Origin of the sequence: uncultured Bacteroides sp., assembly GCF_910586915.1 — a bacterium.
GTDB lineage: Bacteria > Bacteroidota > Bacteroidia > Bacteroidales > Bacteroidaceae > Bacteroides.
This window is the reverse complement of record NZ_CAJULN010000002.1, coordinates 142650-168518: the sequence shown is the minus strand read 5'-3', so window position 1 is coordinate 168518 and position 25869 is coordinate 142650. Positions and strand designations below refer to the sequence as shown.

17 protein-coding genes are annotated in these 25869 nt (G+C 44.1%); 5 read left to right on the top strand and 12 right to left on the bottom strand.

Translation table 11 applies throughout. The features are described 5' to 3' along the window. Positions 1–28: 28 nt before the first annotated feature. From QZ331_RS01725 to QZ331_RS01715, 3 genes are all read right to left on the bottom strand, one after another. Positions 29–973, bottom strand: a complete 945-nt coding sequence (locus QZ331_RS01725; protein ID WP_294627466.1) for a phosphoribosylaminoimidazolesuccinocarboxamide synthase — start codon at positions 971–973, stop codon at positions 29–31. Between the two features lie 14 nt (positions 974–987). After that, positions 988–1971 carry a PhoH family protein gene (locus QZ331_RS01720; RefSeq protein ID WP_294627464.1) on the bottom strand — a complete coding sequence of 328 codons (984 nt, stop codon included), beginning with the start codon at positions 1969–1971 and terminating at the stop codon, positions 988–990. Between the two features lie 104 nt (positions 1972–2075). Continuing rightward, positions 2076–2753 (bottom strand): DUF5715 family protein, encoded by a 678-nt coding sequence (locus tag QZ331_RS01715; protein ID WP_294627462.1) that lies wholly within the window; start codon positions 2751–2753, stop codon positions 2076–2078. A 399-nt stretch (positions 2754–3152) separates the two neighbouring features. On the opposite strand from QZ331_RS01715, the gene truA reads away from it, so the two are divergent. From truA to QZ331_RS01700, 3 genes are read left to right on the top strand one after another with little or no spacing between them, the layout of a single operon-like run. Continuing rightward, the gene (gene truA / locus QZ331_RS01710) at positions 3153–3914 is read left to right on the top strand and encodes a tRNA pseudouridine(38-40) synthase TruA (protein WP_294627460.1); all 762 of its coding nucleotides are present in this window, start codon (positions 3153–3155) and stop codon (positions 3912–3914) included. A gap of 37 nt (positions 3915–3951) precedes the next feature. Next, positions 3952–4851 carry a DMT family transporter gene (locus tag QZ331_RS01705; protein ID WP_294627458.1) on the top strand — a complete coding sequence of 300 codons (900 nt, stop codon included), beginning with the start codon at positions 3952–3954 and terminating at the stop codon, positions 4849–4851. An 8-nt stretch (positions 4852–4859) separates the two neighbouring features. Continuing rightward, positions 4860–5510 carry a DUF3256 family protein gene (locus QZ331_RS01700; protein WP_294627457.1) on the top strand — a complete coding sequence of 217 codons (651 nt, stop codon included), beginning with the start codon at positions 4860–4862 and terminating at the stop codon, positions 5508–5510. Between the two features lie 23 nt (positions 5511–5533). Here the strand turns inward: QZ331_RS01700 and QZ331_RS01695 are convergent, their stop codons facing one another. From QZ331_RS01695 to QZ331_RS01655, 9 genes are all read right to left on the bottom strand, one after another. After that, positions 5534–6625, bottom strand: coding sequence for an aminoglycoside phosphotransferase family protein (locus QZ331_RS01695; RefSeq protein ID WP_294627455.1), 1092 nt, complete (start codon positions 6623–6625; stop codon positions 5534–5536). A gap of 29 nt (positions 6626–6654) precedes the next feature. Continuing rightward, positions 6655–10050: a glycoside hydrolase family 2 TIM barrel-domain containing protein gene (locus tag QZ331_RS01690; RefSeq protein ID WP_294627453.1), complete on the bottom strand. Its 3396-nt coding sequence runs from the start codon at positions 10048–10050 to the stop codon at positions 6655–6657. A gap of 29 nt (positions 10051–10079) precedes the next feature. Continuing rightward, positions 10080–10970, bottom strand: coding sequence for a YitT family protein (locus tag QZ331_RS01685; RefSeq protein WP_294627451.1), 891 nt, complete (start codon positions 10968–10970; stop codon positions 10080–10082). 122 nt (positions 10971–11092) lie between these two features. Next, the gene (locus QZ331_RS01680) at positions 11093–12499 is read right to left on the bottom strand and encodes a Gfo/Idh/MocA family oxidoreductase (RefSeq protein ID WP_294627512.1); all 1407 of its coding nucleotides are present in this window, start codon (positions 12497–12499) and stop codon (positions 11093–11095) included. A 225-nt stretch (positions 12500–12724) separates the two neighbouring features. Beyond that, positions 12725–15301 carry a M60 family metallopeptidase gene (locus QZ331_RS01675; RefSeq protein WP_294627448.1) on the bottom strand — a complete coding sequence of 859 codons (2577 nt, stop codon included), beginning with the start codon at positions 15299–15301 and terminating at the stop codon, positions 12725–12727. Between the two features lie 88 nt (positions 15302–15389). After that, the gene (locus tag QZ331_RS01670) at positions 15390–16697 is read right to left on the bottom strand and encodes a DUF1735 domain-containing protein (RefSeq protein ID WP_294627446.1); all 1308 of its coding nucleotides are present in this window, start codon (positions 16695–16697) and stop codon (positions 15390–15392) included. Between the two features lie 20 nt (positions 16698–16717). Beyond that, positions 16718–18637 carry a RagB/SusD family nutrient uptake outer membrane protein gene (locus tag QZ331_RS01665; protein ID WP_294627444.1) on the bottom strand — a complete coding sequence of 640 codons (1920 nt, stop codon included), beginning with the start codon at positions 18635–18637 and terminating at the stop codon, positions 16718–16720. Positions 18638–18660: 23 nt separating this feature from the next. Next, a complete protein-coding gene (locus QZ331_RS01660) occupies positions 18661–22005 on the bottom strand; it encodes a TonB-dependent receptor (protein ID WP_294627442.1) in 3345 nt (1114 codons plus the stop codon). A gap of 47 nt (positions 22006–22052) precedes the next feature. After that, positions 22053–22991, bottom strand: coding sequence for a FecR family protein (locus QZ331_RS01655; RefSeq protein WP_365975672.1), 939 nt, complete (start codon positions 22989–22991; stop codon positions 22053–22055). Between the two features lie 658 nt (positions 22992–23649). Here QZ331_RS01655 and QZ331_RS01650 point away from each other — a divergent pair. Together QZ331_RS01650 and QZ331_RS01645 are read left to right on the top strand one after the other, a co-directional pair. Then, the gene (locus QZ331_RS01650; RefSeq protein ID WP_294627440.1) at positions 23650–24195 is read left to right on the top strand and encodes an RNA polymerase sigma-70 factor; all 546 of its coding nucleotides are present in this window, start codon (positions 23650–23652) and stop codon (positions 24193–24195) included. Positions 24196–25237: 1042 nt separating this feature from the next. After that, on the top strand, positions 25238–25867 hold the full coding sequence (locus tag QZ331_RS01645) for a FecR family protein (RefSeq protein ID WP_294627507.1): 630 nt from the start codon (positions 25238–25240) through the stop codon (positions 25865–25867). Positions 25868–25869 lie beyond the last annotated feature (2 nt).

Below are 25869 nucleotides of genomic sequence, written 5' to 3'. Positions count from 1 at the left end.
GTTTTCGATGGCGATTGACGGCTGCTGCTTAACCGTTAATCATGGATGAAACGTTCTTTTCGATACGCTCGGCGATGTTGCTTGTATCTTCTTTCACAAATTTCTCGCCGGTGATGTTTTCGTACAATTCGATGTAGCGGTCGCTGATGCTCTGCACGATAGCCGGTGTCATTTCGGGTACCTGCTGACCCTCTTTGCCCTGGAATCCGTTTTCCATCAGCCATTCGCGTACAAATTCTTTGGAAAGCTGTTTCTGCGGCTCGCCTTTCTCAAAGCGTTCTTGGTAGCCTTCGGAGTAGAAATAGCGACTGGAGTCGGGCGTATGGATTTCGTCCATCAGATAGATGGTGCCGTTGTGCTTGCCGAATTCGTATTTCGTGTCGACAAGAATCAGTCCGCGTTCCGCAGCGATTTCCGTACCGCGTTTGAAGAGAGCCAATGTATATTTTTCGAGCACCTCATACTCCTCGGGAGTAGCCAGTCCTTGTTTCAGGATTTCCTCTTTGGAGATGTCTTCGTCGTGCAGTCCCATTTCGGCTTTGGTAGTCGGGGTGATGATGGGTTCGGGGAATTTTTCGTTCTCACGCATTCCCTCCGGCAACTTCACGCCGCATATTTCGCGTACGCCGCTTTTGTAGGCACGCCATGCGCTGCCACAGAGGTAGCCGCGTACAATCATTTCGACCGGAAAACCTTCGCACATCACGCCCACCGTAACCATCGGGTCTGGAGTGGCCAGTTTCCAGTTCGGGCAGATGTCGGTAGTGGCGTCGAGGAATTTGGCTGCAATCTGGTTCAGCATTTGTCCTTTGTAGGGAATACCTTCGGGCAGTACTACGTCAAAGGCCGAAATGCGGTCGGTTGCTACCATGACGAGTTTTTCGCCGTTGATGTTGTACACATCGCGCACTTTTCCGTGGTACACGCTTTTCTGTCCCGGAAAGTTGAAATCTGTTTTTGTTAATGCTTTCATTGTCTTATCTGTAATTACAAATTATTAGTTTCGTTTTTCCGTCTCTCCCGTTCGGCTTTCGCTTCCTTGTCGAATTTCTCATAAGCGTCTACGATGCGTTCCACCAGTTTGTGGCGCACGATGTCTTTCCGGTTCAGTTCGACAAAACTGATGCCTTTCACCCCTTTCAGTATGCGGAGTGCCTGCACCAGTCCCGAAGTTTGCGAGGCGGGCAGGTCGATTTGTGTCATGTCTCCCGTCACAATCATTTTGGTGTTCATGCCCATACGGGTGAGGAACATCTTAATCTGTTGGGCGGTGGTGTTCTGCGCTTCGTCGAGAATCACGACTGCGTCGTTCAGTGTGCGTCCGCGCATGAAGGCCAGCGGGGCAATCTGTATGATGTTCAGTTCCATGTATTCCTTTAACTTGGCGGCGGGTATCATGTCCTGAAGCGCATCGTACAGAGGTTGCAGGTAAGGGTCTATCTTGTCTTTCATGTCGCCGGGCAGGAAGCCGAGTTTCTCTCCCGCTTCTACGGCGGGGCGGCTGAGGATAATTTTTTTGATTTCTTTGTTCTTCAACGCCCGTACGGCAAGGGCGATGGCGGTGTACGTCTTTCCCGAACCTGCGGGGCCGATGGCGAATACCATATCGTTCTTGGCGAATCCTTCCACAAGTTTCTGCTGGTTTTCGCTTCGGGGGATGATGGGCTTTCCCGTGACGCTGAACACAATCACGTTGCTGCTCTGTTCCGTTTGTGGAGCATTCCCTTTTATGATGTCGATGATGACTTCTTCTTTCAGCGCGTTGTATTGGGCGCAGTATTTTTCGAGTTTGGTGATGTTTTCTTCAAAGGCGCACATCTCTTCCTCATCGCCCAGCACTTTGATGACATTGCCACGGGCAACGATGCGCAGCTTTGGATATAAAGCTTTAATTAACTGTATGTTGGCGTTGTTTACGCCGTAAAAAATAACAGGATCAACATCCTCAAGAACAATTGCTTTCTCTATCATTCAATCGTATTAAAGAAAAAAATTTCTGCAAATTTAATGAAACGTTTTGGATTCTCCGGTTGTTTGGGCGATGAATTTTACTGCATTTTACACGCATCTCCCCGTTATCGGGCGGTGATGTGGAAACATCCCTGCTTCAACTCATATTTCACGTAGCATTTTTCCGCCTTCCGCAAGTCTCTTAAAACCTCAGACAGAACGAGTTTCAGTGTGTCCGCGCTTACGTCTTGCAGAGGGCGTCCGTCTTTGTCCTCTACCTTTTTGAAGCGTTTCCAACTGATGTCGAACGTAGCCCCGAAGCAGTGTGCCGAGTTTGCCGAAGCGTTTCTGTTGCGGCGGCGAAGGCGGGCTACATCCTTTTCGGTGCGCAACACCGAGGTGACGATTACCCGGTTCGGATTCAGCCCTTTGGCGGTGAGCGAGTCGAGGAAGTTGGCGCCAATCGTATCGAGCAACACGGCGGCACGGGGCACGAGATAGGGGATGGAGTGTGTCAGGGAGTCTACGGCATACAGTTCGTTGCCGGTAATATGCGTGAGTTTCTCTTTCATCGCTTCCGCCGCTTCGCGGTCGGCAGGCGGGGGGAGGCCGATGGTCTTGGCGGCTTTCAGGTGTGCGTCGTTCAGGTCGGGGAAAGAGCGTTTGTAGCTGACTACTCCACGGATGTTGCGCGGTTCGTTCAGTTTCAGCGACATATCTTTCTTTTTGCAGCCCGAAGTGAAGGCGGTGGCTCCTGCAAGCAGCAAAAACAGGGATAAGGTACGGAGTTTGTGTATCGTCATTTTCTGTTTTTGCCCGCAAAGGTATATGAAAAACATCGGAATCTCTTGGGTTTACGGAAATAATTCCTGCCGGTATGGCTTTTCTGCCGGTTGCCTGTCGGGATGCGGTTCGTTGGGCAGATTGATTGCGTTCCACTGTAGTTGTCTTTGCGGAACACTATAGTGGAACGCAAGGGAAACTATAGTGTTCCGTTCGTCCCACTATAGTGGAACGAAAAAGGAATAGGGAGAAAAGGCGGTCTGGACGGGCAACGAACCGGATGCTGTTTGAACGCGGATGCGGAATCACGAAGGCGTATGCGTTTTCCGAATATGTCAGGTTTGTGGGGGTAATACAAAGATAAATTAGGATAAAATGACTACTTTTGCAGGCGAAAATCAAAAAAACGAGGAATTAGCGTGCAAAGGTATTTTATTTATTTGGCTTACGACGGGACCAACTATCATGGTTGGCAGATTCAACCGAACGGAATCAGTGTGCAGGAATGCTTGATGAAGGCACTTTCCACCTTTCTGCGCCACGAAGTCGAGGTGGTCGGAGCAGGCAGGACGGATGCGGGCGTACACGCCTCCTTGATGGTTGCCCATTTTGAATCCGAAGCGCCGTTGGACACGGATGTTGTTGCGGACAAGTTGAACCGTCTGCTTCCGCCGGATATTTCCGTTTACCGGGTGCGCCGGGTCGCACCGGACGCGCACGCCCGTTTTGATGCCACGGCGAGGACGTACAAGTATTATGTGACCACCGCGAAGCATCCTTTCAACCGTCAGTATCGCTGCCGTGTTTTCAGCCCGTTGGATTATGAAAAGATGAACGAGGCGGCACGCGTCTTGTTTGAATATACCGATTTTACGAGTTTCAGCAAACTGCATACGGACGTCAAGACAAATATCTGCCACATCACCCAAGCCGAATGGACGCAGGAAGATGCTTCCACCTGGGTATTTACCATCCGTGCCGACCGATTTTTGCGCAACATGGTGCGTGCGATAGTGGGTACGCTCATTGAAGTGGGGCGTGGAAAACTGTCTGTCGAAGGCTTCCGCCGGGTTATCGAACAGCAAGACCGTTGCAAGGCGGGCACTTCCGCACCCGGCAATGCTCTTTTCCTGGTCAATGTAGAGTATCCCGAAAGCCTGTTTGCAGGCAGCCGTCCGTAAATGACAAATCCGAATCGTAATTATAATAAATCTCCTTATGTGGTTATTATTGGCTTTTCTCTCGGCAACCTTGCTGGGATTTTATGATGTGTTCAAAAAGAAATCGCTGAAAGACAATGCGGTGCTTCCTGTTCTGTTTCTGAACACACTCTTTTCCAGTCTTATCTTTCTTCCGTTTATTCTGCTCTCCGCCTGTCGGCCCGCGTTGCTTGGCGACACGATATTCAACGTTCCGGTGGCGGGGTGGGAACAGCATAAATATATCATCGTCAAGTCGTTCATCGTATTGTCTTCCTGGATATTCGGTTATTTCGGTATGAAGCATCTGCCTCTCACCATCGTAGGCCCGATTAATGCCACGCGTCCGGTGATGGTGTTGGTGGGAGCCATGCTTGTGTTTGGCGAGCGGCTGAACCTCTATCAATGGATTGGGGTGCTGCTGGCTATCGTCTCCTTCTTTATGCTGAGCCGTTCGGGGAAGAAGGAGGGTATCGACTTCAAGCACGACAAATGGATATTCTTTATCGTACTGGCAGCCGTGGCAGGCGCCGTCAGCGGCTTGTACGACAAATATCTGATGAAGCAGTTGAATCCGATGCTGGTGCAGTCCTGGTACAATGTTTATCAAGTTTTCATCATGTGTCCCGTTCTGCTGCTGCTTTGGTGGCCGAAGCGGAAGTCTACCACCCCGTTCCGTTGGGAGTGGACGATTCTTCTGATTTCCATCTTCCTTTCGGCGGCAGACTTTGCTTACTTCTACGCACTGAGCTATGACGATTCCATGATTTCCATCGTTTCGATGGTGCGTCGCGGCAGTGTCATCGTCTCCTTCATTTTCGGAGCTCTTTTCTTCCGTGAAAAGAATTTAAAAAGTAAAGCGATTGACCTGATACTGGTGTTAATCGGAATGATATTCTTATATTTGGGAACTAAATAAATGTTGAAATGAAAATGAATAGACTTTTTATCGCCATATGTTTCTCGGTAGCCGGACTGTTTTCGTCGGCTGCTCTTGGAGCGCAAGAAGCCAAAACGTTGTTTATCAATATGCCCGATTCCTTGAGCCCTTTGCTGACAAAGGTCAATCGTGCCGACTGCATTGATTTTCTGGAAAGCAAGATGAAAGCCCGCGTGGAGAACCGCTTCGGGAAAAAGTCGGAAATGACCGAATTGGGTAAAGATTACATTCGTCTGCAAATATCCCCGCAGACCACGTGGCAGATGAAAGTGCTGGCTCTGAACGATACGGCAAGCGTTGTCTGTACCGTTTCCACCGCTTGCGCTCCTGCCTGCGACAGTACTGTCCGTTTTTATACGACCGACTGGAAACCGTTGGACGGGACACCGTTCCTCACCCTGCCCGCAGCATTGGATGATTTTCTCCACGCCCCCGATTCGGCCGATGTCTATGCTTTTGACGAAGCGCGCCGTTCGGCGGATGTGCTCCTGATGAAAGCCGATTTCAATAAAGACAATACGGAACTGACCGTCACACTTACCACTCCCGACTATATGTCAAAAGAAACGGCAGAGAAACTGAAACCGTTTCTCCGCCGTCCCTTGATTTATCGTTGGAAGAACGGGACTTTCAATTGAAAGTCCTCTCTTTCCGTCTTCTCTTATTCGTTAGCCAGACACTCGTTGATAAACGCTACCATCTCCGGTGTGTGTGCTTCTACGCTTTGAAGCAGTTTGAATTGTGCTTTGGTACGCACCAGGTTGTGTTCCGGATACTTAATCTTGTAGTAAGTATCTCCATTGATGTAGTCGGCAAGGAAACGCACGCATTGCATATAGGGGAACAAGGCTGCCGCATACGGAAGATTCTCTATTTCAATCGGTGTCAGGAACGATTTGGCTCCTTTCAGATAGCCTTTGGTGAAGGCTTTGAAGATTTCCATATTGAAGTTTACGCGGTCGAGGTCTTTGTCATCTTCGTCGCCGGTGTTGGCTCCTGTGCGTAGGAAGTCACCGTAGTCGGAGAAAATGAAGCTCGGCATAACCGTATCCAGGTCGATGACGCAGAGCACCTTGCCTTCTTCGTCAAACATCATGTTGTTTACTTTCGTGTCGCAGTGGCATACCCGTTTGGGCAGTTTGCCTTCGCGGTACAAGCGTTCGGCTTTGCACATTTCGTCTGCACGTTTTTCTATTTCGTCCAGGAAATACTGCACTTCCGCTACCCGTCCGGCAGCATTGGCGGCAACGGCTTCACGCAGTTGTTGCAGACGGAATTCCATGTTGTGGAAATCGGGGATGGTCTCGCCCAAAGTCTCCGGAATGTCCGCCAGCATCGCCTGGAAGTTTCCGAAAGCCTCGCCGGCATAGTTGGAATATTCGGGATTTACGGTTTCGTATGTCTTGGCGCGCGGAATGAATACCATCACACGCCAATAGCTGTCGCCGTCAAACCAATAAGTCTTGCCCTCTTCCGCTTCAACGAAAGACAACACTTTACGGTCGATGTCCGACTCTCCTGCTTCTGCCAGTTTCTTGCGTATATGTCCTGTGACAGCCGCTATGTTGGATTGGAGCATTTCCACATTTTGGAAAATAGCGTGGTTGATACGTTGCAACACGTAGTCGGGAGCATCTGCTTCCTTCGTGTTCACTTTGTATGTATCATTGATAAGTCCTGCTCCCAACGGTTTGATTTCTTCTACCGTACCCTGAACTTTGAATTTCGCAACAATGTTAGATAAATCTTTCATGGATCTTTTCTTTAAAATTTATAATAAGGTTACTGATAATCGTATTTGGCTGCTTCGTTAGCCTGGCCTGCCGAACGGACGGGTACTAAGGTGAATCCCCAGTTGTATTCGCGGTTGGCGGGAATCTGATGGAAAGGTTCCGGACGCGCACCCCAACTGTCGTATCCGCCTACTCCTTGCTGTTTCATGTCTACGCACACTTCTACAAAGTCTCTCGGGGTGATGTCATTCACGTGATGCATTCTTCGCAATACGTTACGGGCTGCTTTTTCATCATGATTGGCAACCTCTTCCGGAGTGAAGTTGTTCCATTGGTAGGGGTGGGGCAGAGCTTCTTCCGAGTCGAAGTCTTCGATAGAGTTGCGGAGCGCGTTGAAACCGATAAGACTGTCAGCCACGATGGCCAGTCCGTTGCCTTTGTCGGGCGACAAGGCAATCCAGCGGGTGTCTGTATGGTGTCCGTTTTCCTGCGGGCGAACATAATTGAAATACATCTTGTCGGCCGTTGTCTTGTAAACTCCGACCAGCGTGCCGTGGTTGCGGTCGATGTAGTTCTCTTCCGGTCCGCGACCGAAGTACTGTACGTTATTCATCTGAGCCGGCAGACGGAAACGTACGCCGATACGGGGAACTTCCAGTTTGGAGGCTGCCTTGCGTGCCGCATCGCTTCCGGGGGTGAAAGTAGCCATACGCGTAGCTTCGGAAACTTCGGTTTCTGCCGCCTGCATATTTGTAGAGGTAAATGTAGCGTTTACATTGACTACGCCGCTCGGATAAATCTTATAAGTTACTACATACAGATTGCCGGCAGCCAACAGGTAATTCACTTTCAATGAAACGACTTTGCCTTCGGTAGTCATGCTGGCGTCTGTCACATGGAAGTTCTTGCTCGATTGTTTCCATACTTGCAGACGCTTGGGAGCACCGTTTCCGTAATCGTTGTCGTTCGGGGCGCGCCAGAAGTTCGGCTGGATACCGAATCCGTCTTTGAAATACTCGGTTCCGTCTACTTTGTAAGAAGTCACCAATCCGCTTTTCTTGTTGAATACGAAATTGACTTTGGAAGATGAGGCAATCAGTTCATCTCCTTGTGCCGATGTTTTCAATGCGGGACCACTCACTTTGTATGTTCCTTTCTGGGCGTGGATAGGGAGTTGGAACTGGTCGTATGCAATTTCATATCCTACTGGAATCAGAGGTTCAGGCTCGGTGGTTGTCACGCTGAAATTGACAAAATATTCGGTTCCCGGCTGTGCTTTCAGACCGTTTACCGGCACAGTGAACTCTTTGGATGCTTGCGGAGCGATGTCCAAAGAAACTTTTCCTCTCTTTATGTTCTTACCGTTGGCAACGATATTGTAATGAATCTGATACTTTTTCAGATTGGTGAAGTAGAAACGGTTGGTAATCTTGAATTTGCCGGATGCGGCATCGGTTGCTTCAAAGCCTACATTCTGATGAACATATTTCACTTCGGCCATTGCCGGATGCGGTCCGCGATCGGGATTGACAAGACCGTTGCAAAGGAAGTTACCGTCGCTGGGCATATCCACGCCGAAGTCGCCGCCGTAAGCCCAGTATTCTCTTCCGTTCTTATCTTTTTGAAGGATACCTTGATCCACCCAGTCCCAGATATATCCGCCCTGCAGGTTCGGATACTTATAGATGGCCTGCCATTGTCCCCACAGGTTTCCGGTGGAGTTACCCATAGCGTGCGCATATTCGGACGGTGCTATTGGACGGTCGCTGCCGCTCTTTCCTATACTTTCCAGCCAGCTTTCACCCGGATATTGGGGTACGTACATATCGGAGTTCCATTCCCATTGGGCACGTTCGTAGTTGACGGGGCGTGCCATGATGTCTTTGTCCGCCTCTTTCACCCAAAGGTAAGTCTGATAGAAGTTATATCCGTTTCCGGCTTCATTACCCAATGACCAGAAAGTGACACTCGGATAATTCTTGTTGCGTTCGAACATATTGATGGTGCGGTCCATGTGCGGTTTCAGCCATTCGGGATTATTGCCCAATGAGCCGCCTTTGCGGAGGTCGTAATACATTCCGTGGCTTTCGATGTTCGCCTCGTCATACACATACAATCCGTATTCGTCGCAGAGTTCATAGAAACGGCGGTCTTGCGGATAGTGGCAGAGACGCACACTGTTCAAGTTGTGCTGTTTCATGAGTTCAAAGTCGCGGCGCATCAGTTCTTCTGTCACATAGTGTCCTGTTGCCGGGTTGTGCTCATGGATGTTGACACCTTTCAGTTTCAACGGCTGGCCGTTGATAAACAGACATACATAGGGTTTGCCGTTTGCCGCTATCTGTTCGGTAGGTTTGATTTCGATGCGGCGGAAACCAACGTTGAAAGGTACTATTTCTACAAACTTGTCTCCGTCTTTGATATACATCAGCAACTTGTAGAGGTTGGGTTGTTCGGAAGTCCACGTTTTTACGTTGGGGACATTCACCTTTATTTCATTAAAACAAGGAATCGTTTGGTTGGCACGGATAGCCGTGTTCATTTCGGAGCCGGCAATTTCTTTATCCGTTTTCGGGTCAATCACCTTGTATCCGATTGTATAATTCTTAGATGTTTCCGAAGTATTGTTGCGTACATCCATTGCCAGGCGGAAAATACCGTTTTTGTAAGTATCGTCCAGCGTAGATGTAACGCGGAAGTCTCTGATTGCCACTTTGGGTTGTGAATAGATATATACATCACGCTCAATACCACTCATGCGCCAGAAGTCCTGACATTCGAGGTAAGAGCCAGTGCTCCAACGGAATATTTTCAGAGTCAGCACGTTCTTTCCCGGTTTCACATACGGGTTGATTAAAAATTCGGCAGGATTCTTGGAATCTTCGCTATATCCCACTTCTTTGCCGTTGATGTAAACATACACACCCGATTTGGCTCCTGCCAAGTGCAGGTAAATGTCTCTTCCGTCCCAATCGGCAGGAATGTCAATGTCGCGGCGATATACGCCGACCGGAGTCGCTTCAGGCAAGAGGGGCGGCTGCGGGTTGCGGGCTTTGAATTCATAGCCGTGATTGGTATAGATGGCTATTCCGTGTCCTTGCAGTTCCCAGTTGCCGGGCACTTGGATGTTGTGCCATGCGTCTGTGCTGGTATTGGGGTCGGTAATGTTGTCGGGAAGGTTTTTGTAAGAATCTACAAAGTAAAACTTCCATGTTCCATTTAGCAACCGGTAGTATTTGCTTCGTTCGTATTTGCCGCTCATGGCATCGTTCCGGTTGTCATACGTCATAAACGAAGAGCGGGGATACTCTTTATTGACTGCTACTACCTGTACATCTTGCCAATAAGGTTTTTTCACATTATCAGCCGTTGCATGGGTGGGCATTAAGGAGAGTACTCCCATGACAATGTTGGTTAATAAAAAGGAATGTGATCGAAATTTCATGTTTTTCAATATTGGTTTTGTTTTCTTTTTTACTTCACTTTAATATGGTCAAATCCTTCTCCATATACCCCGATAACCGCGCTTTGCGAGACAAAGGCTTTCGGGTCGATGTCTTTGATTAACCGGAAGATAATGGTAGATTCCCGTTTCTTGGCTAATACAAACATCATTTTCTGTTCTCGTCCTGTGTAGAATCCGGTTGCGTTGATAATGGTAACTCCCCGGTGCGGGTATTCGTTGATTCGTTTTCCTATTTCCTCATATTTATTGGAAATGATGAAAAACTGCACAGACTGCCGGGCGCTGTTTACTACCTGGTCGAGTACGAAACTACAAATATAAAGAGTTACGAATCCATACACTACTTTTTCCCAGTCTTTTAAGACAAAATAACTGGATGATATGATAATCATATCACAGATTAAGACGACTCTTCCTAATGTGATGTCCCGGTACTTGTTGATAATGGCTGCAATGATATCCGTTCCTCCGGTGCTACCGTTTGCCGAAAAGGCAACCCCGATACCGCCGCCGCAGAAAGAGGCTCCGATGACACAGGCCATGAAAGGCTGGTCTTGAAGAAGGCTGGCACCTCCTGCCAACTTTTGGATAACCGACAGAAAGAATGTCAGGGTGAAAACCCCGAAAATTGTTTTGATGCAGAATTTCAGCCCCAAGAGTTTGAGTGCCAATAATAGCAGAAAGAAGTTGATGGTGAAGTATGTATATTGGACGGGAAAACCGGTGCCCCAGAATATGATAGAAGCAATGCCCGCTACTCCCCCGGTGGTGATATCATTAGGAAGTAGGAAAACTGTCCAGCCGATACCATATAAAATCATGCCGATGGCAATCATTACGTAATCTTTGGCTTCACGGATAATATTCTGTTTGGAAGGTTTGAGAATTGCTGTTTTCATAACCTGCAATGATGATGTTCTGATAAGATATTCAAGCACGAACCTACGAACAATCCGGCTTTCTTTCGAAAGAAAGCCGGATTGTTGCGCAGCGTCCGTGCAAAAAAGGAAAATATGATTTGTTATTTTACAAAAGCGTGACGATAGCCCTGTATCTTGTTCCAACTTCCGCGAGTGAAATCGGGAACTTCAACCGGAGCCGAATTGTTTTCGATTGAAATACGGGTAAGTTCAGCCATGCAACACCATTCTGCAAGGTCATAAACGTCCATATCCAACGGCAGACCGTTCTGCAAGCAGTAAGCCAAGCGATAATCCATGATGAAGTCCATACCACCGTGACCGCCTACTTTCTTGGCTGTCTCTTCCAATTCTACGTGGATGGGGTGTTTGTATTTGTCCATCAATGCTTTTCTTACATCAGCAGGTACGGAGCCGTGTGCGTTCAGATTTTCGTGGTTGGGCACATCGTCCGATTTCACTTGTGACGGTCTCAGGCAGTATTCCTGAGTCGGATATTTGCTTGCGTAACCGTCTGCACCTACTATCTGATACATACGGCTGTAGGGGCGGGGAGTCATTACGTTGTGTTGAATCAACATAGTCTTGCCGTTTTCAGTGCGAATCAAAGTTGAAGTCTGGTCACCGTTCTGGAAATCGGTCACCTCTTCGCCTGTCTGCTTCTTGATATAAGCCGGACCGTTCAGGGCTTTCGTATCCATAGATACCAAAGTTTTCATGCGGTCTCCACGGTGGATGTCAAGTAATTGGCAAGCCGGGCCCATACCGTGAGTAGCGTAAACGTCGCCACGGAATTTGTGGTTGTAGTCCATACGCCAATTGTTCCAGTATGTACCCCAGAAGTCTTCCAGGTTGTGGATATAAGCACCTTCTACATGGAGCACTTCACCGAATACACCTTGTTGTGCCATGTTCAGAGAAGTCAGTTCGAAGAAGTCATATACACAGTTCTCCAACTGCATACAGTGCTTGCGAGTCTTTTCCGACGTATTGATTAACTGCCAGATTTCGTCCAGCGTCATTGCGGCAGGTACTTCGATAGCTACGTGTTTGCCGTGTTCCATTGCGTAAACGCCCATTTCCGTATGGTGTTTCCAGTCTGTTGCGATGTACACGAGGTCGATGTCTTCACGTTCGCAAAGTTGTTTCCATGCATCTTCCGAACCGCTGTAAGATGCTGCTTCGGGCAGACCGGCATTTTTCAGAATTTCCTGTGATTTTTCCACACGTTCGGGAAGAAGGTCGCACAAAGCTACGATTTTAGTTCCCGGGATGTGTGTCCAGCGTGCGACGGCACCGGGACCACGCATTCCTAATCCGATGAAACCGACGCGTACGGTATCAATTTTAGGAGCAACGAGTTGGATTACATCCTCTTGACCGGCAGGGCGGGCAGGAGTTTCTACTTGGATAGGAGCAAATGCTTCTTGAGCTTTTTGCTGTGAGGTGCAGCTAATGTGGCAAGTTAACAAAAGGCCGAGTGCTGCGACTGTGAATAACTTTTTCATCATGTTTTTAAAAATTTTGAAATAGGGGGTTATTTGTCGTTTCTCATTTGATGGGTCAAAAGTAGTAATTAATTAGACAATAACGTGTATCTGTAGGCAATAATTTTATTTTTATTCGTGTTGCAGGCCGAATATCCATATATAATAAGGAGAAAAGCAAAATTACTTGTTGTTGCATATGGGGGGCAACAACAAGTAATTTGCAGTGTTAAGTTTATATCCCCCTTAGTTGAGAGGCACTCGTTTTCCGTCTGCCTGCACGGCAAATACTTTCGCATTTGTCATGGAGATGGATGCCGGAACATCGAATGTGAAGGAGTTGGAGAAATAGAGGATTTTTCCGTTCTCGCTTCTTTCGCGTACTTCAAACGCAACAGCTTCTTCTCCGTTTTGAATGCTGACCGCATTGCCGGAGATGGTGGCGCTTATTGCTTTCGTGATTTTTACATTGTTTTGGAATTGTGTGTAGTACCCTACATCTCCGACTTCGTTGTAACGGTAATCGTTGGTGGGGAACTCACTCTTCTTTCTGTCCTCAATGTATTGGAAAGCGTGTTTCGGCTGTGGGTATTGCTCCATGAATCTTTTTGCTTCGTCAATCATGGGTTGGGTGACGGTGTATTGGAAGTCTCCATATTGGGAGATATTGGTGCTGACCGTTCCGAAGAATCCCCACATCTCGAAGAAGTCCGTCAGATTTTCGTTGGCAGCTTTGCTTGCCATCTTGGCGAATTCCAATTGCTTGCGTCCGGGGTCGTTCTCATAACTTGCTCCCACTTCTTCGCGCATGAGTTTGAAGAGTGTTTGCCAGAAGTTGGTTTTATATCCGCAGCGATGGTAATAATTCCACAATTGCCAATTCATGCGCATATGTACTTCGGTATCTTCGCCCTGGTGGGTGGCGTCGCCCATATTATACCACAGTTGTTTGTCGCGATATCTGGCGTTGGCAACCTCTACCAGTCCGTTGCCGCGTGATTTGTATTTGCCTAATTTGTAGATAATGAAGTTTGAGAACAGGTTGTTGGACGATTCCGTACATCCTGCCCAGTCGATGGCTTTTTGATGAATGTGTCCGATTTCGTGGGCGGGGCCCCATGCATTGTCCTCGGCGGCCATTACGTTGTCGTATAGCAGGATATTGCCTAAGTAAGTGTAGACGAATGCGATTCGGTAATCGGAGGCCCACATATAACTACCTTCCGGCGAAATGGCAAAGAGATGGTTGTTGAACTGGCTTGGGCGTACGTCGTCGATACCCATAAGTTCTTGTTCCCATCCGATGATGTTGTCCCACAGTTCGATGGCGGAAAGGATGTTGTTGCGCACGTGCTCCAGCATTTTTGTCCGGTGGAAGTAGAAGATGATGTTGTTTCCTCTTACTCCGAAGTATTTGTCGGTGGCTTTCGACAGCAATTCCGCATATTTGGCGTCCGTTTTGTGCTCTTTCAGGTCGAAGAAACCTGATACTTTTCCGCTACCCAACGGAATGTGTATCTTTATGGGAGCAGGCTTGGAAGTCAGGTCGCAGTTGTACATTACGAACAATTGTCCACGGTTGCGTACGGTGATTTTGTTGACACCTTGTTTCAGGTAGTAGATATCACCTGATGCGGCGGTCTGTACATAGGGAGCATCTTCCAGGAAATTGGTTCTTTCTTCTCCTACGCATTGAAGAGATACGTCTTGTCCGTGTGTGTCGCCTACAAGAACGATGATTTCATCGTTTTGTTCAACGGAGATTCCTGTCAGATTGTCCAGGCAACTGTAATGCTTGGTCATTAATTTGTTTGCCCATATATTGACATCGCTGTATGCTTCGTAGTTGCGTATGCGGAATTCCTTTTCCCATTCATCGTAGGTATTATTCTTTAAGGCTTCGGCAATGCGGATAAAATAACTATTGGGCAATGCTTGTATATCTTCATTGGTTATTCCGTTTTTCAATTCTGCACAGGTTATGTCTGTAAATACGGTCAATAGCTTATTTTCGAGGGTTTTATCGGTGTTTGTTTTAAAGAACTGCATTTCGTCGCAACTCACAAAGTTGCCCAATCCGCTTTTTACAACAAATTTGATTCCGGTAGCTTTTATGCTGTTTTTGAAAGAAACTTTGGATGGATTATTTTGCATTTTGAAGTCGTAGCTACCTTGCAGGGTATAGTTTTTTCTTCCTTCATCTGTAGAGGTATAAACTTCTACCTCTCCGAAATTTCCATTTCCAGAGCGTGTGTAATAGATGAAATAGTCTATTTCCGTATCACCTCTGAAATAGTATTCCAATGTTACGGGAAGTTGGGTATTGTTCCATAGACTGTGATAGTGTGACTCTGTTCCGTCAATCGTGAATTTTCCGTCATAGGATTTTTCGATACCGTATCCCGGTTGGTATTCGCTTGCTTTTCCGCCATAAGGTTTTATTTGAATATCTGCATCTACAACTACGTCGTTAGAGCCATATTGGGTAATAGTAATTGTATATTTACGAATGGGAGAAATCACATTGATGGTTGCTGTTCTTTTATCTCCGGTATTTTCTTGTATTGATACATTTATGTGGTCAGCAGATGGAAATGCAGTCAGCCACTTATCTGTATATACCACTTCCCATTCTTTGACGGAAAGCGTGGTGGTGACTGGTATGCTGAAACTTGTAGCTGATTTGTCTAATTCTTTGTTTAATGTTTCACTGGCTATTTCAAAGATATTTGTTGCATTGGCTTTATTATCGTCTTTGCAAGCTATCAGGATGACAAGTGACAGGCAGAATATGGTTTTGGATATAATGTGTATTAGTTTCATTCCGTTTCATTTTAAAAGGAAATGAATAGTATTCCTGTATAGAATAACTATTCATTTCGCATTTGTTTATTTAAAGATTAGAAAGAACTTACAGAGCGTATAAACTGAATTCACTCCATACGAAAAATGCACCACCTGTCCAGTTTTGTTTGCAGATAAAACGTATGCTCTTAAACGGAGACGTACTTTCCAGTTTGGTAGAGTTGAACACTTCCGCACTTCCGCCGGGAAGTGAATCGGCATCCCAGGCATATGACTTAAGTGGAGTGAATGTTTGTCCGTCATTGCTTGTTTCGACATCAAACCATGCTAATGCGGCGTTTCCATTAGAATCTCTGTTGGTATAAGAGAACATAAATGACGATATGGTGTTCGGTAAGTTGACTTGTACATAATGTTTTCCTTCTACCGCAACACTCCATGCACTATGGAAGAATGTTCCTATCTTTCCATCTAATACATTGGCCAATGGACCTTCGGAGGGCTCTTGAGCATTGGTAGATAGCATACTTGCTTCCAACGGGAATTTTGAATTTACTCCTAACAGGTAAGCATCGTTGTCTTTTTGGAATGTTTCAAGGCTGATGCTTTGCAAAACCAAAGGAAGTACGTAAGTATTCATATCTAATTCAGTAGTCTCCGTTCTGTTGACAGTGACGGTCAGATTAGCGGTTTTGTTACCTTTGCTGAAAGTTACTACACCATTGTTTTCCAATGTATATCCATTTTGTAATAGAGGATGATTTCCAGCCTTAGTCTCATCAACTCCGACTGTACAAGTGAAATCCCACTTATTCTCTATTTGCAGTTCTAACGGAATGGTCAGAGTGGTCGTACCTTTACCGCAATATTGAGCTTGTAATCCTTTTTTTGTAAAGGTAACAGACGGTATAATCACATTAGGTCTGACAATCAGTATATTCTGTGCACTGCTTACCGAATCTGTCTCACTTTTTAGAATTAACGGAATCACATAATCTTTTTCTGTATCAGCCAATTCATCAATGTTGTTTGTATGTAATGTCAGATTGACTTTTTTATATCTTTCGTTAGTATTGAAAAACATATCCTGTCCGGCTAATTCATAGCAATTTTCCGGTAATGCTTCAAGCGATAGACCGCGTGTTTCATTGTAAACCTTCAGTTCTTCTTTATTCATTGGACAAATGACAGCTTCCGCAGTTTTTTCCGGTGAAGTACCGTTTTTCATAATTGAAAGTTCGTAAGTAGAGTTTTCGCCCGTTTTGTAAATGGTTAAATCTACTATTCCATTTGTTTTCAGCATAAGTATTTTCTGAAAATCAGCTTGGAAGATAGCACTTTCATCAATATCTTCGCAAGCGGTGTTGATGGCTAATAATCCCAATAATAAGGATGATAAATATATTTTTTTCATGTTTGTAGACGTTTTATGAATTAATAACCGGGTGACTGTACCATTTGAGGATTTTTGTACACTTCATTGTAGAATACAGGAGCAATGTACATTCTGTTTTCCCATGCATACGGTTGCGGAACCTTCACGCGTTGGTTATATTCCTCAAAAGTGGGGTTCACCTTTGCTTCTGCATTCAGACCTTCGCGTTTTCCGGCAGCAAGATATTTAGGACCCTCTACCCAACGACGGATATCGAAGTAACGATGGCCTTCTCCCCATAATTCGATGAAGCGTTCATTGCGTACCCAATCCATCAATGTCATATCTTTGCTGATGTCCTCTTTGGTCAGTGCGGGTACTCCTGCACGTTCGCGTATGATATTCAGGTTGTCTAATGCACCATCATTACCCAGTGCAGCTTGGCATTCGGCCAGGTTAAGGTATAATTCAGCCATTCTGATGAGTGGTTTGGGTTTATGTTGCAGGTTCCAACTGTTGTTTGCCGACAGATTCAGGTTCGGTTGGATATACTTTTGGCACAAGAAACCTGTTACGCAATGGTCTCTGTTGAATAATTCAGGATTGTATCCTTGCTTTTCTCCATTTCTTAACTCTAATTTTAAAGGTTGGCCGGCACATAGTGTAGACGAAAAATCACCGCCGTTGAATGCAATCCATGCATAATAGCGTGGTTCGCGTGCTATATTAATATTTATGATATCTTCACGGTCGGAAATACCTGCACTTTTTAACCAGTCTTCTTTTGCGTAGAATGTTTCGTCTTTTTCGGGAAGTTTTCCGTTCTTCGTATAGAAATGTTCTATTGTATAGAGGAAAGGTGAAATTCCACTATATCCGCTATACCAGTTACCACCGTTCAACTTCAATACACGTGTCGGAATGGAAGCTATATAATTATCGTCGGTGGCGTTCAATCCCCATATTGTTTCTTTATTTCCTTCGCTGGGTCTCATTTGGGTGACATATCGCATCAGAAGTACCTTTTTGGCAAATGCTTCCCCTTCCGGTGTGGATGTATTAATACCGGGAATGTAAGGTAGAGGTACATTCTGTTCGGCATATTTTTCTTCATTCCTATAAAGGTCGTTTCCGTTGCTTAGAGCAGCATCTATTGCCTCTTCACAGGCTTTTTGGGCACGTACCCATTTTTCTCTGCTATAGGTTTTGCTGACTAATTCTTTTCCATAACCGGGAGTCTCAAAATTTTTATTTTGCCATTCGGGGTAAGGGAAACTACCGTTCCATAGCGGGGAGGCTGCATACATTAATACACGTGCTTTCAGGGCTTTTGCTATGACAGTTGTAGCACGTCCCCATTCGCTGACATCTTTTGTACGGGTATCGGGAAGTCCGCTTCGGATAGCATCCTCCAACATATTTACAATCCACTCTGTTACATAGTCGTAGTGTGAACGGCCGTTGTAACTTGCATTTGGTGTGTCTTGCGGTATGTAGGAGTCGGTGATTGGGCAAGGGCCATAGAAACGGAGCACTTCAAAATGATAATAAGCAAGCAGGAATTTAGCTTCGGCGCTCCATTCGGTGCGTTGCTGTTCTGAAATACCTCGTGCGTTTTCTAATTCTTGCAAGAACAGGTGCGTTTGTCCGACAAACCGATAGAACGATCCCCAACGATGGTCTATCAAGTTCTGTGGTGTATTTAGATTGTATGCTACTTTATGAGCTGCGTGTCCCCATAATTCGGGCAAAGCATATTCGTCTGTACTGGCTTCCGAGTCAGTATAAGACATCGGACTTCTCACTCCTGCATAGCATGAATAGAGGAAACCGAGAGTAGATTCGGCATCTTGAGTCGCATCCGAAAGTCCGGGTTGCTCAACAGGAACTACATCCAGAAAATCGCATGAACTGACTATTCCGCACATTGCCATAGCAAATGCGCTGCTCCATAATTTTATGTTTTTAAGTAGTCTCATAATTCTAATAAATGTTTTTCAGGTTAAAAATTCAGTTGTAATCCAATATTAAACGTTCTTTGTAACGGATATTTGTACCATTCCAATTCCGGGTCCCAATCTTTGAATGGTGAGAATACTGCCAGGTTGTCGCCTGTAAGATAAACACGACCGTGTTTGAAACGGTAACCTAATTCCAAAGTCTTGAACCGTAGGAAATTTCCATTGCGCATCCAGTATGTGCTGGTTTGCTGGTTGTTTGCTACGCTACTGTTGGTTAATCCTAAACGGGGATATTTGGCATTCGGGTTCGGATTGGCTTCCGTCCAATAGTCATCGGCGATGAATTGGAAAATATTGCGGTCTGTTTCACCGAAAGGATGGATACCGGATACAAATATTTTACGCATGGCAGAACCGTTGAAGAATACGCCAAAGTCGAATTTTTTATAAGTGAGGTTAAGACCGAAACCATATTGGATACGTGGAGTTTTTCCATATTCGGAAATCAATGCTTTATCGTAGGAGTCGATAACACCGTCGCCGTTCAAATCGCGGTATTTGATATCTCCGGGTTGAGGAGTACTACCGAGGTTTTGTGCAGGGCTGTTGTCAATTTCTTCCTGGCTTTGGAACAATCCTTCTGCTATGTATCCATAGGAAGCAGCGAGGGAGTGTCCTGTACTGATTTGCCATTTGTACGGATAAATCGGTTCATCCAGATTTTCATATCTGTTTTGAGTATATGTGAAGTTTGTGCGTACATCCATTGACAAATCTTTTGTGATTTGCTGGTGGTAGTTGCTGCTGAATTCAAATCCCCAGTTGCTCACTTCTCCCATGTTTTTCCACGGTTTGGCTGTGTAATATCCCAGTGATTCGGGCCATGCTTCACGGTGAATTAGGATGTTGTAGCGGCGTTCGTGGAAATAGTCGGCAGTAATGTTCCAGTTTCTGAATAAATTCAAATCAAGACCGATGTCAAATTTCCGTGAACGTTCCCATCCGCCGTTGACAACACCGTATTGATTGACGAAAGGTCCTTTTTTAGTTGTATTCCAATCTTCTCCGGTAGTGAAGCCTACGCTTCCCAAACTGAATGAGTCGATATACAAGAAGTGAGGAGAGTTGGCAATCAGACCTGTTTCATCACTACCTACAAGACCCAAAGAAGCTCTTATCTTCATGTTGTCGACTGTATTCTTGAGGGGTTCGAAAAATGGTTCATTGCTGATTACCCATCCTAAAGAAGCAGCAGGGAAGAATTCAAAGCGATTACCTTTTGCCAGACGTTCTGTTCCGTTGTATCCGAAATTGAATTCAAACAGATACCGTTGTCCGTAGTCATAGGTGAAGCGTCCGGAGAAGCCCTGGTTGCGCTTGGGAAGCGGGTTGTTGTAATAGGTCTCTTTATAATCACGTTGCATATACATCAACATTCCGCCTACGTTATGCAAACCGAATTGACGCTGATAGTTTAATTGGAACTGGAGCGTGATGGTACGGTCGCTGTTCTTGGCTATGTCACCTTGTGAAATATAATCTGTTCCGGAAGTGCCTAATCGTTCCAAGTCGTAAGTTGTGGGATTGAGGGGGTCGTAACTTCCGCTTGCCACTCTGTAGTAGTAAGGTTCTATGCTACGTGCATATGCGGTTACCGAGTAATTTTTGAAGTTTACCAATGCATTGGCACTTAAACCTTTTGTGATGAAATCGAATTTCTGGTCGATTTTCAAGGTTGTGTTCAATGTGTTTTCGTCCGACTGTTTGAACGAAGTTGACATATAAGCATACGGATTGCTACGGTAGTTATTACCACTGATGTAACTGTTACCGAATCTCATGTGGCTGTCGCCTTCTTGTTGCGGATAATAAGCCGGGAAGTTGATAGGATTGGCAGCCAATGTCATTGCAAACAAATCGGAAGTGCTGAAATTCGGTCCTTTGAGATTGCCGATTTGTGCATTCATGTTCAAGTCGATTTTAGTACTTGATGTCACCTTGTAGGAAATGTTGTTCTGGAAATTATATCTCAGGTTATTGATATTGTTGTTCCATGAATAAAGTTTGGGTGAATCTAACAATCCTGTATCGTGGTTGACATTCAAACTCATATAATAGGTTACTTTTGAACCACCACCCGACAAGTTGACGTTGGCACGTTGATTGATTGCCATATTTCTGAAAATTAAACTTCCCCAGTCAACATCAGGGTACACGTATGGATTGATGTGGCTACGTGTGCCGTCGATTTGTTCTTGTGAGTATTTGGGAGTGATTCCCGGAGTACGGGTTAACTGAGCTTCGTTGTACATTTCCATCCATGTGGCACCGTCTGCGAATTTGGGGAATCTCATCGGACTGTTGAATGAGTTTTCTACAGTGATGTTGATTTTTGCTTTCGAGTTTTCCTGTCCTCTTTTGGTGGTAATCAACATTACACCATTTGCTCCACGTGCACCATAAATAGCTGTGGCCGAAGCATCTTTCAAGATAGAGAAACTTTCGATGGTTTCTGCAGGGATGTTATTTAAGTCTGTTGTAGAGATTTCCACATCGTCCAACATGATAAGCGGGGTTGCACGTCCGCCGAATGTGGCGATACCACGAATATAGAATTCGGATGCTGCTCCCGGTTCACCACTGGAGGTTGTTGCGATGACACCTGCCAGTTTACCGGCAAACGAATTGGTGAGTGAAGAACTCGGAGCTTTCAACTCCAAACCTTTTACACTTGTGATTGAACCTGTTACACTGACTTTTTTCTGCGTTCCCGAACCGACGATTACCACTTCGTCCAATACTTCGTTGTCAGATTCCAGTTTGATATTAATAACTCCTAAGTCTTCTACTGGAATTTCGCGCTTTTTGTAGCCGATGTAAGTAATTTCAAGTGTAATTCCTTTTTTGGTTGGTACGGAAATGCTGAAGTTACCATCCATGTCGCTAATGACACCTGTATTTTCACCTTTTACAACGATGTTTGCGCCAATGATTGGCGTGCCGTCGGATGCATCTGTAACTGTACCGCTGATGGTACGCTTTTTAGTCTGTTGTGTAGTTGTTGTTTTTTCTACTTTAAGGATGACTTCTTTTCCTTTGACAACATAGCTTATTCCGCTACTGCTGAAAACTTCGTGCAGAACTTTTTCGATAGAACCGTTGCAACTGATGTCTTTTTTAGGGACATTTTCCAAATCTAATCCATTATAAAAAAAGGAATAGTCACTGCTTTTCTCAATAATCTGAATAATTTGTTTGATTGTTAGAGATTGTCCATTAACAGTAATGTTTCCCTGTGAAGCAAGGGATGATAATGGACAAAAAAGCAATGCTAATGCGATATATTTGACATATCGCTTGCAACCGAAAATGGTAAAGTTTCTCATGCTTTTTAAATTTAAAATTAAAAAAAAATAATAATATAATATTCTCATTAATAAACGATTATTTTACTACCTTCTTCTTTCTTGTTCAGGTTCAGACTGTAGCATATTTTGTAAAGCACTTCATCAATTTTTTCATCATGCCGGATATTTCCACTGAATGAAGATTGTTGTATATGTGTTGCTTTTAAAACGATGTCACTATCATATTTCTGGTTTATGAATTCGATGAGTTGGTTTAATGGAATATCTTTAAAGGTATATTTGCCATTTTCCCAGTTGATATTTGTAATGCTTTCTATTTGAGTTTGTGAGTTGGCTGAATTATAAATGAGTTTTTGTGAGGGAAACATTTCCTTTGTTTGTTGGGTCGATTGTATGTTGAACTCAACCTTTCCTTTAAATAAGGTTACTTCGCAGAGATCGGTGTTTTCTTGCTTTACAAGAAAACAGGTTCCTTTTACCTCAATAAAAGCATCATTGATATGTACTTGAAAGGGGCTTTCTTTGCGTTTGAAAACTTCAAATAAAGAGTTACCGCTTAACCATACTTTTCTGTCTTTATTGAAATCTTTGTAATATTCAATAGAGCTTCCGGGTTCCATCCATACTTTACTGCTATCTGGAAGTATATGTAATGTGTTGTACTGTGTTGTAACCTTGACTAATTCATTTTCTGAAAATTTGTAGTTTAATGAGTGTTTCCACAATCCGGCTATACCTAATAATAGGGCAAGAGAGGCGGCAACGTAAATCCACCTAAGTCCTACAAGAACTTGGTTTTCTTTCTTGCCTTCACATTGGTTTCTTACCTTTTTCCATATCTGTTCTTTTATTTCCATATCGACGGGTCTGTTGCCAGACTCGTCCCATTGTTTTCTTATTTCTATATTTATCGGTTCCAAGTCAGCAAAGTCTGTGCGTTGCTTTTTGGTTAGTCTACCCGACAGCAAACTTTTGATTAAGCTTTTCTTATCAACTTTATCCATCCTATTTCACCTCGTTGGTTTTAAATTTTATTATTGCTTTTGTATTATAAATACACGCAACTCCCCTCTAACCCCACATCGACTTTGAAAAAAAAATGAAGAAAAAATAAAATAAATTCCTAATACGTTGAATTTGTGAAACTTATGAAGAAATATTTTTTTGTTAAAAAAATTAAGTTTAGAACTGTTGGAGCTATTTCGGAAAACTATTTCTCATATTTTCATGCTCTTTCTTCTTGTTCTATTTCTTATCCATTATTAAATAAGATACTCCCCGTTCCACTTTTCTTAGTTATTTCCGAACTTATAACTTATTCAAGGTTTGATACTAAAATTTCTATTGATTGAAACTTTAGTATCATTAAGATGGAACAAAAGTTTAACACAAGAGAAACAAATTTGAAACTCAATATTTGTTTTTCACTTTAAGGTTGATTGGGGGATAATGGCCGTTTGATTTTGCGAAATAGCTTTAGTAGCTATCTGTAGGCATATAAAAGTGGCTAAGTTCTTGTAGGACTTAGTAATAACGGGCCTTTGAGGTAATAGCCAACTTTTCTTTGAAAGAGGATTTGTCGGCTATATGTGAAATAAAATCCTTAAAAATTGTTGTCTTTAATAATTGTTTCCTTATTTTTGTGTTATAATTGGAAACAATATGGAAGAGAAAGTTATTGTTGAAAAAGTGAAAGCTGGCGACACAGCCGCGTTTGCATTGTTATATGACCGCTATTGGTTGAAGGTCTATAACTTTGCACAGCTTTATATAACTTCTTCTTCCGTAGTATCCGAAGTGGTGCAAGATGTTTTTATGAAGGTATGGGAATCAAGAGGGAGGCTGGATGAAGCCAAAGATTTTGACGGTTTTCTTTTTATCATTACCCGTAACATTATATTCAATTATTCGCGTCATCTTTTCAATGAGTTGAATTTTAAAATGACGGCTTTGAGAGGAATCGAGCACTCATATAATATGGAGGAAGAACTGGACGCCGCCGATTTGAAAATTTATATCGACAGCCTGATTGCCCAACTTCCGCCGCAACGGCAGTATATTTTCAGACTCAGCCGTGAAGAGCATCTTTCTAATAAGGAGATTGCAGACCGATGTGCCGTTTCCGAAAAGGCGATAGAACGCCAAATTACTTTGGCATTGAAGTTTATTAAAGAGAATTTGCCGTTGTTTATTGTGTTTGTGGGGTAGCTTTATTGCAGGTCCTGGGAAATACTTCCTTCGGAGTCATTTTGCCATAGTTCCATATGAACTTGGTAACAAAAAGAAACCGAGAAAAAGGCTATTGAAGGATGCTTTTCAAAAAATGCTTCTTTTTTGTAAAAATGTCGCTTGAAATGGAATCATCTTAAAATAAAACGATTAGTTTGATTGCTTTAAAATTGGATAGAAAGATTTGCAGGCATTCCTGTTTTGGAACTTTTCATAACATCTGCTTCGAAATAGTAACTTTTGATACCAATTTCATGTACTTTATCAGATGCTTACGTTCACCTATCGGTTAGCGGAGAATTGCCTAAGATTTAATTTTCCGTTGCCTACAGACTAACGGTCGGGATGCATACATTTATTCGTCTGACTATAGTTAAACTTGCGTCTGACTGTAGTGTTTCTTTCGTCTGACTATAGTCAGACGAAACGGTCACTATAGTCAGACGAATAAATTTTAGTAAGAAAACCAACAGACATTCGCATGGCAGCCGACAGGCCATCGCAGGAAAAAGATTAGTTTTATATAAGGCTCATGCGTGTGTATGCAACGATTTCTAAGATTCAACGCATTTTATTAATAATCAACCAATTACAAACTACTCATTGATTAATGATAATTTTTTTTCAAAAAAAATAGCCATTCATTGTAGGGATAAGCCCGCCTGCGGTGTATTTATATATGTAACACCAGTTAATGAACAACAAAATAAAGATGAAAACAGATATAGATAAACGAAAACAGTTGATAAGAAAACTTCTCATTGAGGAGTTATTGCCGGAAGAGAGAGAGGACTTGGTAAAGAGAGAATCGGTAGAAAAAGAGATGCAAAAACAATGGAAATTGTTTGCAGATGACCCTGTTAACTCTGATACGAAAAAAAGAATATGGCAGAATGTCCAGCGTAGATGCGAGGGGAAACCGAAAACTATAGTTCATATGGAACTATGGCGTCCGTTGGCTGCTGCCGTTGCAATACTCTTAGTGGTAGGAAGTTTGCTGTTTTTTTCCGTACGCGATGAAATGGAGGTAGAAAATATAGAGATACTTGCAGAGACAAGTCAGTTACACGTGTTGCCCGACAGCACAAAAGTATGGATGCAGCCCGGCAGCTCCATCCGATATGCAAAAGCATTCGTGCAAGACAGGAGAGTTTGGCTGCAAGGTAATTCTCTGTTTGAAGTGCAAAAACACAAAGGCAGTACGTTTCGGGTATATATAAACAAGGCATTTATAGAGGTGAAAGGAACTTGCTTTTTGGTAAAGCAAGAAAACGCACATCGTAGCGAAGTCACTCTGTTTGAAGGTGCAATCGAATTTAATATCCCCTCTACCCATCAAAAAACGGTAATGCTTCCTTTGCAGAAACTTACTTATAACTCGGTTGATTCACAAACGCAATTAGATAATATTGCCAATATCAGTTGGGAAAACGGAAGATACAACTTTAAGGATGTTCCGTTGGCTCAACTGATTCAAATCGTGAGCCAAATGTATCACACCGAAATTCTTATGGAAGGAATACAGCGCGATGAAGTTTCGTTCAGCGGCAGCATTCATTACAATGAATCTCTGGACAATGTACTCAATAAGATTCGTTTCAGCTTGAATCTGAATATCCGTAAAGCAGATGACAAGTTCATTTTATATTAGCC

Bases quoted from the DNA above. Each gene is read 5' to 3' on its own strand.
- QZ331_RS01705 (WP_294627458.1), top strand. From the start codon at position 3,952: ATGTGGTTATTATTGGCTTTTCTCTCGGCAACCTTGCTGGGATTTTAT.
- QZ331_RS01655 (WP_365975672.1), bottom strand. From the start codon at position 22,991: ATGGATAAAGTTGATAAGAAAAGCTTAATCAAAAGTTTGCTGTCGGGT.
- QZ331_RS01695 (WP_294627455.1), bottom strand. From the start codon at position 6,625: ATGAAAGATTTATCTAACATTGTTGCGAAATTCAAAGTTCAGGGTACG.
- QZ331_RS01725 (WP_294627466.1), bottom strand. From the start codon at position 973: ATGAAAGCATTAACAAAAACAGATTTCAACTTTCCGGGACAGAAAAGC.
- QZ331_RS01665 (WP_294627444.1), bottom strand. From the start codon at position 18,637: ATGAGACTACTTAAAAACATAAAATTATGGAGCAGCGCATTTGCTATG.
- QZ331_RS01715 (WP_294627462.1), bottom strand. From the start codon at position 2,753: ATGACGATACACAAACTCCGTACCTTATCCCTGTTTTTGCTGCTTGCA.
- QZ331_RS01660 (WP_294627442.1), bottom strand. From the start codon at position 22,005: ATGAGAAACTTTACCATTTTCGGTTGCAAGCGATATGTCAAATATATC.
- QZ331_RS01720 (WP_294627464.1), bottom strand. From the start codon at position 1,971: ATGATAGAGAAAGCAATTGTTCTTGAGGATGTTGATCCTGTTATTTTT.
- QZ331_RS01685 (WP_294627451.1), bottom strand. From the start codon at position 10,970: ATGAAAACAGCAATTCTCAAACCTTCCAAACAGAATATTATCCGTGAA.
- QZ331_RS01675 (WP_294627448.1), bottom strand. From the start codon at position 15,301: ATGAAACTAATACACATTATATCCAAAACCATATTCTGCCTGTCACTT.
- QZ331_RS01680 (WP_294627512.1), bottom strand. From the start codon at position 12,499: ATGAAAAAGTTATTCACAGTCGCAGCACTCGGCCTTTTGTTAACTTGC.
- QZ331_RS01670 (WP_294627446.1), bottom strand. From the start codon at position 16,697: ATGAAAAAAATATATTTATCATCCTTATTATTGGGATTATTAGCCATC.
- QZ331_RS01645 (WP_294627507.1), top strand. From the start codon at position 25,238: ATGGAGGTAGAAAATATAGAGATACTTGCAGAGACAAGTCAGTTACAC.
- QZ331_RS01700 (WP_294627457.1), top strand. From the start codon at position 4,860: ATGAAAATGAATAGACTTTTTATCGCCATATGTTTCTCGGTAGCCGGA.
- QZ331_RS01690 (WP_294627453.1), bottom strand. From the start codon at position 10,050: ATGAAATTTCGATCACATTCCTTTTTATTAACCAACATTGTCATGGGA.
- QZ331_RS01650 (WP_294627440.1), top strand. From the start codon at position 23,650: ATGGAAGAGAAAGTTATTGTTGAAAAAGTGAAAGCTGGCGACACAGCC.